Origin of the sequence: Sphingobacterium mizutaii (genome assembly GCF_900187125.1) — a bacterium.
Lineage (GTDB): Bacteria > Bacteroidota > Bacteroidia > Sphingobacteriales > Sphingobacteriaceae > Sphingobacterium > Sphingobacterium mizutaii.
In genome coordinates, this window is record NZ_LT906468.1 from 1,003,870 (window position 1) to 1,017,024 (window position 13,155).

Here is a 13,155-nt window from a genome sequence, read left to right on the forward strand (position 1 = left end):
CTTAAAACCATGCAATTTTACAGTACAAACAATAAAGATCTACGCGTTTCCTTCCAAGAGGCAGTATTTAATTCCCTTCCTCAAGATAAGGGACTCTATATGCCTGAGAATATCCCTAGCCTAGATCCTTATTTCATTAAAAATATACAGCAATATTCCTTTCAGGAGATTGCATTTCAGATCGCCAATGCTATTATAGGGAATGATATTGCGGAGAAAGACTTGAAGGCTATCATCAATGAGGCCATCAACTTTGATGCACCAGTGAAGTTCTTAAGCCCCGATACTGCTGTATTGGAACTTTTTCACGGTCCATCCTATGCCTTTAAGGACTTTGGTGCTCGATTTATGAGCCGTGTAATGGGTTATTTCTCGAAACAAGGAGAGCAGTTACTGGACGTCCTGGTTGCTACCTCAGGTGATACCGGAGGTGCCGTTGCCTTAGGATTTCTTGCTGTTGAAGGCACAAGGGTAACCATCCTATACCCAAAAGGAAAGGTTTCCAAAGTGCAGGAAGAACAATTAACGACCAATGGACAAAACATTAGGGCATTGGAAGTGGAAGGTACTTTTGATGATTGCCAAGCTTTAGTTAAGCAGGCTTTCAATGATCCTGAGCTGAACCAAAAACTAAGGCTTACTTCCGCGAATTCTATCAATATTGCCAGATTGATCCCGCAGACCTTTTATTATTTCTGGGCCTATGCTCAATTGAAGGCTCAGGGTATGCAAGAGGTAGTGTTCACAGTTCCAAGTGGTAACTTCGGTAATATAGGTGCAGGCTTGTTGGCTTATAAGATGGGATTACCGGTTTCTCATTTCGTAGCAGGTACGAATGTCAATGACACGGTGCCTCGTTTCTTGCAATCCGGACAGTATGAGCCGAAAGCTTCCGTACAGACCTTAGCGAATGCGATGGATGTGGGAAACCCAAGTAACTGGGTCCGTATCCAAGACTTATTCCATAATAATCTTTCGGAACTGCAGGGAATGATCAGTTCATACACCTACAATGATGAAGAAACTAAAAAGGGTATGGATGAGCTGTATGAGCAGTTCAAATATGTGGCCTGTCCGCATACAGCTATCGCTTATTTAGCCTCCAAGGCGTACCGAAAGGATCATCCTGGCGAATATGCTTCGGTGTTCCTATCTACGGCACATCCATGTAAGTTCCCAGAAGCTATTTCGAAAGATGTATATAAAGAAGTTAAACTGCCAGCAGGAGCAGAAAAGCTCCAAGGCAAACCAAAGTTAGCTGAAGAGCTGAAAGTAGATTACGACGCCTTCAAAGCTTATTTAATAGAGAACAATTAACATCTTCTATAATACAAAAAGGATCAATGCGAGTAATATCGTATTGATCCTTTTTGTTATTTACTGTGCATTTTATTCTAATGCTGCCAGAAACTCTTCCATCCTCTCAATAGGGAATTTCATCTGCACTAGATTCCCCGTTTTCGTATTGATGATCAAATATGTTGGATAGCTTTGTATACCCAAGGAATCATGCATCTCTTTTACTTCCGCTTTATCTACCCAATAATTTTCATACTTCTTTGGATGTTCATTTAAGTGATTTTTCCAATTTGCTTGCTTTTCATCAATGGATAGGCCAATAAATTTGACGTTCTTTTTGCTATTGCCAGCAATTCTTTCGTACTCCGGATGCTGTTGAAGGCAAGGAACACACCATGTCGCCCATATATCCACGACAATATAATCAGCATCCTTATATAGGTCTTTGATATTGATGTTGTCATCATTTAAAGAGGTTAGCTTTATTCCAGGGAAAGGAATATTTACCATCTCCTCATTGCTTATATATAATTTTTTATAGTTGTCTAATAATTCATCTACCTTTTCTTTAGGAAGGTTTTGTTCTTTAATTTTTGCAATCAAGGTTTGAGCGGCATAAATATTTTGGGGGTTTAGGTTTTTTAGCGCAGTTTCCATAAATGGATCTTTATAAGTATTGTTCAGGAACTCCAGGGTAAGTAATGAATTCGGGTAGTTCTGAAGGACTTTTAATGACTCCGAAAAGGTCTGCTCTACCATGTCGTCAAATGATAATTTACCTTCCTGCCAACTTTTCATCGTTTTTGTTTTCGCCGCATTTAACTCCAAATTCTGCTTATTTAGTTTACTGCCTTCCACGGAAGCAGTTTTCTCTTTAGCGTCAACCTCAAGATTCATGTTCTCAGCATCTACAATAAACCGAATGGGGTCTTTGCCCATATGCAATTCTTTCCTTTCGTTTAGTGCAGCTACCAAACTATCTGAATCCTTATATTCATTTTTACTCAGTACGATGAAAGAATGGTTTACTTTATCCTGAGGCAATTCTCCAGTTATCTTAAATTCAAAAGTATTGTTATCCAATTTATGGACTTGAAAACCATTAAAACTAGAAAGGTGGATATACTTTATGCTGTCACCAAGGTTGCTGATGCTTCCTTTGAGGGTTATCTCTTGAGCGGATAAAGATTGAAAGAAAATGGAAACAAATAGGAAGATAGTGCTAAGAAATCTCATAAGTAGTTTATTAGTGGTTGTTATGAATATAATGAAAATAAATGTTGAAAGAGAATAAAGGTTCCAACGGTAAGAAAAGAAAAGGATAAAAATCAAGAAAAGGGGTCTGTTATTCAAAGTTTTTTAGTCCATGATGAATTAATTTCTTTCAATTCTATTTATTTTTGCATTCATGAATAAAATAATCCTGAACAAAGGAAAGGATAAAGCCGCTTGGCAATTACATCCATGGGTCTTTTCCGGAGCAATCTCAGCTGCCCTGGGCAAACCACAAAATGGAGATATCGTTTCTGTTTACAACATAGAAGATGAATTTATTGCTTACGGTATTTATAACGGCAACTCTAGGGTCGCGGTCCGTTTATTGGAATGGGATCCTAGTCAGGAGATCAATGAGCAATGGTGGCGCAATAGGGTAAGCAAGTCGGTCAATAACCGCTTGAGCTTACTTCATGACACCAACAATACCGTTCGATTGATCTTTGCGGAAGCCGACTTCCTACCAGGATTGATTGCCGATAAATACGCCGACTTTATTTCCGTTCAGGTTCATTCCGCGGGAATAGAAAAGGTAAAAGATATTATAGTTGACCAATTAGTCCAACTATTACAACCCAAAGGTATCTATGAACGCAGTGACCTGAAATCTAGGGAGTATGAAGGGCTTCCTGATACCAATGGAATCTTGTACGGTGCTGTTCCTCCAGAATTTGTTGATGTCATTGAAAACGGTATCCACTACCAAGTCAATATCGTAGAAGGGCAGAAGTCGGGTTTCTATTGCGATCAGCGTGAGAACAGAGCCATTACAGCACGATATACAAAGGACAAAACGGTACTGGATTGCTTTAGTTACTCCGGTGGTTTCACCTTGAATGCCTTCCGCGAAGGAGCAAAATCCATCACTTCTGTAGATAGCTCAGGACTGGCAATCGAAACCTTAAAGAACAATATCAAGCTCAATGGATTCGATAGCAGCAAGCATACCGCCGTCCAGTCTGATGTAAATAAATACCTGCGGGAATTGGGCGAGCAAGGAGAGAAGTTTGATGTCATCGTCTTAGATCCACCTAAATATGCCCCTACCAGGTCTGCTTTAGAAAAAGCCTCTCGAGCATACAAGGACCTTAACCGTCGTGGACTGATGCTCTTAAACAGTGGAGGCCTGCTGGCTACCTTCTCCTGTTCCGGAGCCATGGATATCGACACCTTCAAACAAGTCATCGCCTGGGCCGCTCTAGACGCCGGTAAAGAAATTCAATTCATCTATCAATATTGCCAACCCGAAGACCATCCCGTTCGTGCTTCCTTCCCTGAAAGTGAGTATTTGAAAGGCTTGTTGGTTAGGGTGCTTTAGGGAGACAGGAGATTTGAGATATTAGATATTAGATATGAGATAGAAAGTCTGAAAAATTTAATATCCCAATACTCCAATCTCAATACTCATATCTAATAATAAAAAAACCTCGCCTCAGTTTATCTGAGGCGAGGTTTTTTTATTTTATCAACTTAAGCCAGGCTTCGGCCATCAAGTTGGCGCCGGCCATGGTGGTGTGGACACCGTCGGTGGTCCAGTAGCCGCCATTGCTGTTTCTTTTCAAGCCTTGATCAAAGATGCTTTGGTAAGGCAAGAAGATAGCGCCGTATTCTTGGGCGATTTCCTTGGCTGCATTCAAATATTTTGGGAACTCAGGGAACCAAGCATCCGTAACATGTTTTACGTTCTTGACCCCGAAAGGTTCGATAATAATCAATTTTACATCAGGCAGGGCTGCCTTGGTTTTGTCTAGCAACTCCTTATACTGTGCTTTATATTGCTCAGGAGAGTTTTTTGCACCACTATCCATCGTTCTCCAGAAGTCATTGACACCGATCATAATGCTCAGGATATTCGGTTTTAGATCCAAAGCATCCTTTTGCCAGCGGTTGATCAGATCAGGAACGCGGTTTCCACTGATCCCACGGTTATAGACCTTGATATTCTTGTCCGCATATTTATTTAGAAGGGTACTCGCTGCCATAAAAGCATAGCCGTTTCCAAAAGCATTGCCATCGTTAGGGTTTAGGTTTTCTTTATTTCTGCCTGCATCCGTAATCGAGTCACCTTGGAACAAGATGACATCACCTTGGTTGATGCTCAGTTTAGCTTTAGCGCCAGTAGAAAAATCTATGGCATTAGCGAATGATGTTCCTAAGCCGGCTGCTCCCAGTGTCAACAAGCTTTTCTTTAAAAAGTCTCTTCTGTTATCCATTTTATGTTTAAATAGGTTGATAGTGTAACAGCAATTTAGTTATTCTAACAGAATTTTTCAATCCCTTCCCTAATTATTTTACAGGAATGGATGATTTCATCCTCACTGATCGTCAATGGAGGAGCTATGCGCAAGGCTGTTTCACAATGCAGATACCAATCAATGATGAGTCCTTTAGAAGCACAGTAGTTGCTGACCTGGTACACCTGGTCAAAATTGTCCAATTGCAGGCACATCATCAGACCGAGACCACGGATTTCCCTGATCTGTGGTATTTGGAGTTCCGACCTAAAAAGCTTGGCTTTGCGGTCCACATCTTCTATCAGTTTTTCGTCTTGTATCACCTTCAGGGAAGCCCTAGCTGCCGCACAGCTCACAGGATGTCCACCGAAAGTGGTAATATGGCCCAGCATAGGGTTCGCTTTTATTACGTCCATCATTTCTTTAGGAGCTACGAAAGCACCCAATGGCATCCCGCCGCCAATACCCTTGGCCAGCATCAGGATGTCTGGAACGATCCCAAAATGTTCGAAAGCAAATAATTTCCCGGTCCTTCCGAAACCCGTCTGGATTTCATCAAAGATCAAGAGCGCACCTTTTTCCGTGCATTTCTGACGTAGGGCTTGCATATAATCCTTGCTAGGCACGCGAATACCCGCTTCACCTTGAATGGCTTCAACGATGACCGCTGCGGTCTTGTCGCTGATCTTTTCCAGGTCAGGAAGGCTATTGTATTCGATAAAGGAAATCTCAGGGAGGAGTGGGGCATAGGCCACACGGTATTCATCATTGCCGATCAGGCTCAATGCGCCCTGCGTACTACCATGGTAGGCATGTTTGGCAGCAATGATCTCCCTGCGTCCCGTAAATTTCTTAGCGACTTTCATGGAACCCTCTACGGCCTCTGCTCCCGAATTGGTAAAGTATACCGATTGGAATGAATCCGGAAGGACTTCTAATAGTTCCGTAGCTAACAGCACCTGCGGGGATTGGACAAACTCGCCATAAACCGTCACGTGCATAAAGCGGTCCAGCTGTTCCTGAATGGCTTTTAAAACTTGGGGATGTCTATGGCCAATGTTGCTCACATTGAAACCAGAGACCAAATCCATATATTTCTCTCCGTTTGGCCCATATAGGTAAATACCTTCAGCACGGTCGATTTCTAATAATCTTGGTGAATCTGAGGTTTGGGCAGTGTTTTTTAGGAAGAGTTCTCTATTACTTATCATGATGTGGCAAAGATAGGCATAAACAGAAACTTTCATGAACCTTTAGGGCAGGATGGCCCATGAATTTACAGGTATATTATAAAATAAGGCATAAAAAAAGAAGCGCTAGCGCTTCTTTATATTAATGTCTTCTGCTGTTGAGTTCTTTGTACAGCAATTCTATAAATTCCTGTTCTACGGCAAAGAATTGCGATGCTCGGGATTGGCCCAGGACATCTGCAAACTTGGTCCGGTATCTTTTCTTGATATCAACTTCTTGGGCATCATATTCTATTACATCATTGCCGGGTCTGAAGGAGTTACCGCGGTTGCCACTGTTGTTGTGGCCTTGCGATTTCTTGGACTTGACACCTCTGATTTCTTTCGAGTACTGATTGTACAGTGGAAAGAATTGCTGTGCTTCCGTTGGAGTTAATCTCAGTTGTTTGGTAATATAAGCCGCCTTCTGCTTTTCAATTGCATCAAATCGTTCCTGGCGTGACTGTCCATTCGCAACAAAACAAGCTATCCAAATCAAACAAAGCGTTGAAATAATATGTTTTAAACGAATCATTATAAATTATAATTTAAGTAATCTTCTAAAACTTCCTTATCGATTCCTTCCCCCACGTTAAGTGCTTCCTCTGGCTGATAGATGTACTCTGCATAGTACTCTATGTCCGAAGCATCACTGTAACTGGATAGGTAGTTGATAATTTCATCTTCTGGAATTTCATTCAACGACACCTTTTCCGTTGGCATTGGTTGGTTGTATTCTGCGTTGTAAACAGATACAGCGATCACTGCAGCAAGACAGGCAGCAGCGGCTGTGGTCAACCAAGCATAGACTTTTCCTTTCTTCCCAGAAACTGAAGTTTCAGACTCATTACGTGAAGGCAAGGTAATTACCTTCTTGTCCTGAACTTTGTCAAGGATAGCGGTAGACATCTGGTCGAAATAACCCGCAGGTACTTCAAATCCATCTGCCTGAACTTTTGATTTCAGTTCTTCGGTATAGATGGAAGCCATGATCTGATCGTCGGCTTCTTCAAAATAACCTTCTGGAACTGTAAATCCAGGTTCTGCTATCTCTAGCGTTAACTCTTCTTCTTCAATTCTGTTTAGAATACGAGCAGTCAAGTTATCAAAGTAACCGGCAGGAACTTCTGTTTCTTCCACCTCTTTATGCCCGTCTATATGGACTTGGCCAAGGATCTGCTCGCTCAATTGATCGAAATACTGCTCAGGTACACTGAAGCTTTCAGCAACTCTATACTGGTCGATCTTGATTTGACCTAACAGTTGGGATTCTTGTTGTTCAAAGAATCCATTTGGGGTGCTCAATCCTGCTTTTCCTGTGTCTGAAATTTGATCAAGTTTAGCGAAGAATAGACTTCTTTCGGTTAGCTTTTCAAAGTAATTTTCAGGTACAATGAAAGGGTTGACACGCAACGAGTTAGGTAGTTGGTTGCCTCCTAAATTTTCGTAATATGTGTTATTTTCTTTCATAGTACCATAATAGATGGTTTTTGCGGCAAAAGGTTTAATCGTTTGAGGCAAAAAAGTTCTCTATTTTTTTTACTGCTAAGTGGTATGAAGCTTTTAAGGCTCCGACACTGGTTCCTAACACATCGGATATTTCTTCGTACTTCATATCCTCGAAATACTTCATGTTAAAGACCAATCTTTGTTTGTCCGGCAAGGTCAAAAGAGCTTGCTGTAATTTCATTTGTGCTTTGTCGCCGTTGAAGTAGGCACCGTCTGCCAAGGAATCGGAAAGATAAGCAGAGCTTTCATCATCCAATGAAACACTCTGCTTTTGCTTTTTCTTGTTCAAGAAGGTGATACACTCATTGGTAGCAATGCGGTATAACCAAGTATACAATTGCGAATCTTCCCTGAATTTCTCAAGATTGCGCCATACTTTGATAAAGATATCTTGTACAACATCATCGGCATCATCATGGTCAATGACCATCCGTCTGACATGCCAATAAATCTTTTGCTGATATTTTTTAAGCAACAAGCGGAATGCCTCTTCACGAGTTTTTTCATCCGCAAACTTTGCTATTATCAGGGAATCTTCCATAGATTGTTATTTTCTTGTAATTACTTTACGTACTGCATTCACAATATTTGCGGCATTCAAACCGTATTTTTCCATCAACTGTGCTGGCGTTCCCGATTCGCCGAAGCTATCGTTTACGGCAACATACTCTTGTGGAGTCGGTAATTTTTGTGCCAATAATTGCGCCACGCTGTCGCCAAGACCACCAAGACGGTTATGCTCTTCAGCCGTAACCACGCATCCAGTCTTAGTCACTGATTTTAGGATCGCTTCCTCATCCAATGGTTTAATGGTGTGGATATTGATGATTTCAGCATTGATGCCTAATTTCTCCAATTCTTCACCCGCTTGGATCGCTTCCCATACCAAATGACCTGTTGCTACGATCGTTACATCGGTACCTTCGTTCAACATCACCGCTTTACCGATCTCAAATTTTTGGTCAGCAGGCGTGAAGTTAGGAACTACAGGGCGTCCGAAACGAAGGTAAACAGGACCTTCATGGTCTACTAACGCAATAGTAGCCGCTTTTGTTTGGTTGAAGTCACATGGATTGATCACTGTCATTCCAGGTAACATTTTCATCAGACCGATATCTTCTAAGATCTGGTGGGTAGCACCATCTTCACCAAGTGTCAAACCAGCGTGTGAAGCACAGATCTTAACGTTCTTGCCAGAATAAGCAATAGATTGACGGATCTGGTCATAAACACGGCCAGTAGAGAAGTTGGCAAAAGTACCAGTGAAAGGAATCTTACCACCGATGGTAAGACCAGCAGCGATACCCATCATGTTGGCTTCCGCAATACCAATTTGGAAGAAACGCTCTGGATAAGCTTTTATAAAGTCGTTCATTTTCAATGAACCGATCAAGTCAGCACATAAGGCTACTACGTTTTCGTTTTTCTGGCCAGCTTCCAATAAACCAGCTCCGAAACCTGAACGTGTATCTTTTGATTCTGTGTATGTGTATTTTTTCATTACAAAACTATCGTCTAAACAGTGATTAATAATCGCCTACGGTTCTAGGGATTTGGTTTAAGGCAGATTCTAATTGCTCATCGTTAGGAGCAACCCCATGCCATTTGTGCGATCCCATCATGAAATCAACACCTGAACCCATTTCAGTGTGCAATAAGATGATCACCGGTTTGCCTTTTCCGGTACGAGATTTCGCCTCGTCCAATCCAGCAATTACAGATGCCATGTCATTCCCTTTATCCACTTCCAATACGTCCCATCCAAAAGCTTCCCATTTAGCGCGAAGATTTCCTAATGACAATACATCATCAGTTGAACCATCGATCTGCGCGCGGTTGTAATCCACTGCAGCGATCAAATTGTCTACTTTATTGTGAGGCGCATACATAGCAGCTTCCCAAACCTGACCTTCTTGCAATTCACCATCACCCATCAAAACATAAACTAAACTGTTGTCTTTGTTCAACTTTTTAGCTTGTGCTGCACCGATCGATACGGAAAGCCCTTGGCCCAAAGAACCAGAAGCAATACGGATTCCTGGCAGGTGCTCATGCGTAGTTGGGTGTCCTTGAAGACGAGAGTTGATTTTTCTGAAGGTAGCTAATTCGCTCACTGGAAAATAACCAGCTCTAGCTAAGGTACTGTAGAAAACCGGAGAGATGTGACCGTTAGACAAGAAGAAAATATCTTCACCAATGCCATCCATGTTGAATGATGGGTCATGTTTCATCGCGTGAAAGTACAAGGCCACAAAATAGTCAGTACAACCCAATGATCCCCCTGGGTGTCCTGATTGGCATGCATGCACCATACGAACAATGTCTCTTCTTACTTGCGAAGCGATCTGTTCTAATTTGTTTATATCTGCACTCATTTTAAAGTATAAAGTTTCGATTATTTTGCCGATAAAGTTAGTGATTTTTAATGGAGTGCCCTTGAAAAAGCTGAATTATTTAGACCGTAACCAACGGTTCCAAAGGAATTTTGTCCACAATTCACATTTATCCAAAAATTATAAGTCTAGGTGGTCAATTGACCTGCTCTGAATATACAAAAATTTTGGAATTGTTTAACTCTACTAAAGCTTTAAATTCCGAAGGGCATTGGCAAGTTCTTCCGGAGCTCCTATTGACCTTGTTCGAGCCATGTTTTGAAATTTCCGAATATGCCTCGAACAAGACCAAAAGCATTCCCGAAGGACCTCGCCGATTTTTGATCGATTTTGAAAGCCCAGAGCACAAAAAAAGAGTCGCCATTTTGGGCGACTCTTCCTTGTATTTTCTGATTTAGTTTATTAATACTTAAAATCCATATCCCTACACAGAAGGTCTAAATACTAATTACTAAATACTTTTTGTTCTATGTTACATTGCATTTGCAACAACTTCTTCCACTTCAGGGACCATGCGCTTCAATAAACCTTCGATTCCGGCCTTTAAGGTAATGGTTGAAGAAGGACAACCCGAACATGATCCGCGTAATTCAACGGTAACCGTTCCATTGTCAAAAGACTTGTAAGCGATTGCACCACCGTCTTGTTCTACCGCTGGGCGAACATAGTCATGCAATACCTGTTGGATTTTTATTTCCACGTCATTTCCTTCGAAAACTACATCTTCGGAATGTTCAACAGGTTTCACTGCCAATTCAGATTCTACCGCTCCCTTAACGAATTCTTTCAATAAGGCTTCGATATCATCCCATTCTGCATCTTCAGTTTTGGTAATGGTAACGAAATTGCTGGCAAAGAAAACGCCGTTCACAAAGTTGAACTTGAATAGTTCCTTTGCAAAAGCAGATTCCTGCGCCTTCTCTCTATCTGGATAATCCAAGCTTCCGTTGATCAATAATTTATTGACCAAGAACTTCATTGTTGCTGGATTGGGGGTGCTTTCTGTATATACGTTAATCGTTGCCATGAATTCTAATAGTAAAATAAAAACACAAATATACTGTTAATACCTATTGCTAAGCGTCATTACTTCGTAAAAGCTTACAGCTTTACGCCGGTATAGTTGCTTGGAGAGATCGCTTTGATTTCTTCTTTAACCTCTTCTGTAACATTCAATTGATCGACAAATGCCGCAATCGTGTCTTTGGTTACGTGGGTATTGGTACGAGTCAGGTCTTTCAATGCCTCATAAGGTTTTGGATATCCTTCGCGTCTCAAAATAGTTTGGATCGCCTCTGCTACCACCGCCCAGTTGTTTTCAAGGTCTGCTTGAAAGGCTGCTTCGTTCAAGATCAATTTTCTCAATCCTCTCAATGTTGATTTGATCGCGATCAAGGTGTAAGAGAATGGAACGCCGATGTTTCTAAGCACGGTGGAGTCGGTCAGATCTCTCTGTAATCTGGAGATCGGAAGTTTGGCTGCTAAATGTTCCAATACCGCATTCGCTAAACCTAAGTTTCCTTCTGCATTTTCAAAATCGATCGGATTAACTTTGTGAGGCATGGCTGATGAACCAATCTGCCCTGCAGTAATCTTTTGTTTGAAGTAATCCATGGAGATGTAGGTCCATACATCACGACAAAGGTCGATAATGATATTGTTGATGCGCTTTAAGCCGTCGCAGCTGGCAGCGAAGTTATCGTAATGTTCAATTTGGGTAGTCGTTTGGGATCGATCAAGGCCTAATGTTTCGTTAACGAATTTGTTTCCGAAGGCAACCCAATCATTGTTTGGGTAGGCAACATGGTGAGCGTTGAAGTTACCAGTAGCTCCACCGAATTTGGCCGAGAATGGAACTTGTTTCAACAGGGTCAACTGTTTTTCGATACGTTCTACAAATACTTTGATTTCTTTTCCTAAACGGGTAGGAGAGGCCGGCTGGCCATGTGTACGGGCCAACATGGAAACATTCTCCCATTCTGCACTCAGTTTTTTCAATTCCTCCAACAATTCATTGATGGCAGGATGGTATACATCCTTCAAGGCATCCTTCCAAGAATGAGGGATGGCGGTATTATTGATGTCTTGTGATGTCAGACCAAAGTGGATGAATTCAAGGGAGTCATGCAGACCTAATTTTTCAAATTCATTTTTCAGGAAGTATTCCACGGCTTTCACATCGTGGTTGGTCACCTTTTCTGTTTCCTTAATCCATTGTGCATCTTCCAGACTGAAGTTTTTGTAGATATCACGTAACTTATCATTTAAGCTACCATCAAAATGGCTCAATTGCGGAATACCTGATTCGCTAAGCGCGATAAAGTATTCTACTTCAACTAAGACACGGTATTTTATTAATGCGAACTCTGAGAAGTAATTCGATAGATCTTTGCTGGTATTGTAATATCTGCCATCAATGGGTGTGATTGCAGTCAATGGGGATAAAGTCATTTTATTTTCTTTAGTACGGATGCAAAAATAAGAAATAGATGTGAGATTTGAGATATGAGATGGGAGACAGTGAGCGTGTTAGCTTATTTGGGGGGATGTGAAATTGGGGATGGGAGACTGTGGGATATTAGGTTAATGGGGATGGATGTGAAATTGGGGATGGGAGACTGTGGGATATTAGGTTAATGGGGATGGATGTGAGATTTAAGATGTGAGACAGTGGGAGTATTAGGTTAATGGGGATGTGAGATTTAAGATTTGAGATGTGAGAGAATAAAAGTGTAGGTTAATATCTCAATTCTCATATCTCAATACTCATATCTCTTCCATAAACAACAAAAGCTCGTTTCTTAAACGAGCTCTTGATGTATTTTTAAAATCTGTTCGGATTATTGAACGTTTTTCAAAGAATCAGCGATAGAATCACCAGTTGCACGAACTGAATCAGCAACATTTTCTAAAGAGTCAGCTACGTTTTCAGTAGTTGAATCTACAACGTTTGACAAAGAGTCAGCAGTAGCTTCAGTTTTAGTTTCAGCGTTGTTACAAGAAGCAACAGCGATAGTTAATGCTAAACCTAAGAATCCGAATTTGAATAAATTTTTCATTTTTAATTTTCTATTTAGTTGAAACAAATTTGTTTATTTAATTCTTAATACCCAATACCTAAAAAGGTAACCCAAGAAAAGATAATTTTTTAAAATTTTTATTGAACCTTTTGATTTTCAGTCGTTTGATTTTAAATATTTTCCTTAAGGCAGCGCA

At 41.0% G+C, this 13,155-nt stretch carries 13 protein-coding genes; 2 read left to right on the forward strand and 11 right to left on the reverse strand.

The window, feature by feature from the left end; genetic code table 11:
* Positions 1–9 precede the first annotated feature (9 nt).
* Positions 10–1,317 carry a threonine synthase gene (thrC, locus tag CKW03_RS04345; RefSeq protein ID WP_093099067.1) on the forward strand — a complete coding sequence of 436 codons (1,308 nt, stop codon included), beginning with the start codon at positions 10–12 and terminating at the stop codon, positions 1,315–1,317.
* A 72-nt stretch (positions 1,318–1,389) separates the two neighbouring features.
* On the opposite strand, the gene CKW03_RS04350 is transcribed toward thrC, so the two are convergent.
* Entirely contained in the window at positions 1,390–2,535 is a 1,146-nt protein-coding gene (locus tag CKW03_RS04350; RefSeq protein WP_093098756.1) for a TlpA disulfide reductase family protein, read from the reverse strand.
* 172 nt (positions 2,536–2,707) lie between these two features.
* On the opposite strand from CKW03_RS04350, the gene CKW03_RS04355 reads away from it, so the two are divergent.
* A complete protein-coding gene (locus CKW03_RS04355) occupies positions 2,708–3,892 on the forward strand; it encodes a class I SAM-dependent rRNA methyltransferase (RefSeq protein WP_093098758.1) in 1,185 nt (394 codons plus the stop codon).
* Between the two features lie 139 nt (positions 3,893–4,031).
* Here the strand turns inward: CKW03_RS04355 and CKW03_RS04360 are convergent, their stop codons facing one another.
* The 10 genes from CKW03_RS04360 to CKW03_RS04410 form a co-directional block, all read right to left on the reverse strand.
* A complete protein-coding gene (locus tag CKW03_RS04360; protein ID WP_093098759.1) occupies positions 4,032–4,787 on the reverse strand; it encodes an SGNH/GDSL hydrolase family protein in 756 nt (251 codons plus the stop codon).
* 44 nt (positions 4,788–4,831) lie between these two features.
* On the reverse strand, positions 4,832–6,019 hold the full coding sequence (locus tag CKW03_RS04365) for an aspartate aminotransferase family protein (protein ID WP_093098761.1): 1,188 nt from the start codon (positions 6,017–6,019) through the stop codon (positions 4,832–4,834).
* Between the two features lie 121 nt (positions 6,020–6,140).
* On the reverse strand, positions 6,141–6,572 hold the full coding sequence (locus tag CKW03_RS04370) for a hypothetical protein (protein ID WP_236736515.1): 432 nt from the start codon (positions 6,570–6,572) through the stop codon (positions 6,141–6,143).
* Positions 6,572–7,507 carry a hypothetical protein gene (locus CKW03_RS04375; protein ID WP_093098764.1) on the reverse strand — a complete coding sequence of 312 codons (936 nt, stop codon included), beginning with the start codon at positions 7,505–7,507 and terminating at the stop codon, positions 6,572–6,574. The genes CKW03_RS04370 and CKW03_RS04375 overlap by 1 nt, the downstream gene beginning before the upstream one ends.
* A gap of 34 nt (positions 7,508–7,541) precedes the next feature.
* Positions 7,542–8,087 (reverse strand): RNA polymerase sigma factor, encoded by a 546-nt coding sequence (locus CKW03_RS04380; protein ID WP_093098765.1) that lies wholly within the window; start codon positions 8,085–8,087, stop codon positions 7,542–7,544.
* Positions 8,088–8,093: 6 nt separating this feature from the next.
* Positions 8,094–9,047 carry a transketolase family protein gene (locus CKW03_RS04385; protein WP_093098767.1) on the reverse strand — a complete coding sequence of 318 codons (954 nt, stop codon included), beginning with the start codon at positions 9,045–9,047 and terminating at the stop codon, positions 8,094–8,096.
* A 25-nt stretch (positions 9,048–9,072) separates the two neighbouring features.
* Positions 9,073–9,921, reverse strand: a complete 849-nt coding sequence (locus CKW03_RS04390) for a transketolase (RefSeq protein WP_093098768.1) — start codon at positions 9,919–9,921, stop codon at positions 9,073–9,075.
* 490 nt (positions 9,922–10,411) lie between these two features.
* Positions 10,412–10,966 carry a NifU family protein gene (locus tag CKW03_RS04400; protein ID WP_093098771.1) on the reverse strand — a complete coding sequence of 185 codons (555 nt, stop codon included), beginning with the start codon at positions 10,964–10,966 and terminating at the stop codon, positions 10,412–10,414.
* A 74-nt stretch (positions 10,967–11,040) separates the two neighbouring features.
* Positions 11,041–12,390: an adenylosuccinate lyase gene (gene purB / locus CKW03_RS04405; RefSeq protein ID WP_093098773.1), complete on the reverse strand. Its 1,350-nt coding sequence runs from the start codon at positions 12,388–12,390 to the stop codon at positions 11,041–11,043.
* 389 nt (positions 12,391–12,779) lie between these two features.
* Positions 12,780–12,998: a hypothetical protein gene (locus CKW03_RS04410; protein ID WP_093098774.1), complete on the reverse strand. Its 219-nt coding sequence runs from the start codon at positions 12,996–12,998 to the stop codon at positions 12,780–12,782.
* Positions 12,999–13,155 lie beyond the last annotated feature (157 nt).

What these genes read in the sequence shown, in the direction of transcription:
- CKW03_RS04365 (WP_093098761.1), bottom strand. Translation starts at nt 6,019, where the DNA reads ATGATAAGTAATAGAGAACTCTTCCTAAAAAACACTGCCCAAACCTCA.
- CKW03_RS04380 (WP_093098765.1), bottom strand. Translation starts at nt 8,087, where the DNA reads ATGGAAGATTCCCTGATAATAGCAAAGTTTGCGGATGAAAAAACTCGT.
- CKW03_RS04360 (WP_093098759.1), bottom strand. Translation starts at nt 4,787, where the DNA reads ATGGATAACAGAAGAGACTTTTTAAAGAAAAGCTTGTTGACACTGGGA.
- CKW03_RS04370 (WP_236736515.1), bottom strand. Translation starts at nt 6,572, where the DNA reads ATGATTCGTTTAAAACATATTATTTCAACGCTTTGTTTGATTTGGATA.
- purB (WP_093098773.1), bottom strand. Translation starts at nt 12,390, where the DNA reads ATGACTTTATCCCCATTGACTGCAATCACACCCATTGATGGCAGATAT.
- CKW03_RS04350 (WP_093098756.1), bottom strand. Translation starts at nt 2,535, where the DNA reads ATGAGATTTCTTAGCACTATCTTCCTATTTGTTTCCATTTTCTTTCAA.
- CKW03_RS04375 (WP_093098764.1), bottom strand. Translation starts at nt 7,507, where the DNA reads ATGAAAGAAAATAACACATATTACGAAAATTTAGGAGGCAACCAACTA.
- thrC (WP_093099067.1), top strand. Translation starts at nt 10, where the DNA reads ATGCAATTTTACAGTACAAACAATAAAGATCTACGCGTTTCCTTCCAA.
- CKW03_RS04385 (WP_093098767.1), bottom strand. Translation starts at nt 9,047, where the DNA reads ATGAAAAAATACACATACACAGAATCAAAAGATACACGTTCAGGTTTC.
- CKW03_RS04410 (WP_093098774.1), bottom strand. Translation starts at nt 12,998, where the DNA reads ATGAAAAATTTATTCAAATTCGGATTCTTAGGTTTAGCATTAACTATC.
- CKW03_RS04355 (WP_093098758.1), top strand. Translation starts at nt 2,708, where the DNA reads ATGAATAAAATAATCCTGAACAAAGGAAAGGATAAAGCCGCTTGGCAA.
- CKW03_RS04390 (WP_093098768.1), bottom strand. Translation starts at nt 9,921, where the DNA reads ATGAGTGCAGATATAAACAAATTAGAACAGATCGCTTCGCAAGTAAGA.
- CKW03_RS04400 (WP_093098771.1), bottom strand. Translation starts at nt 10,966, where the DNA reads ATGGCAACGATTAACGTATATACAGAAAGCACCCCCAATCCAGCAACA.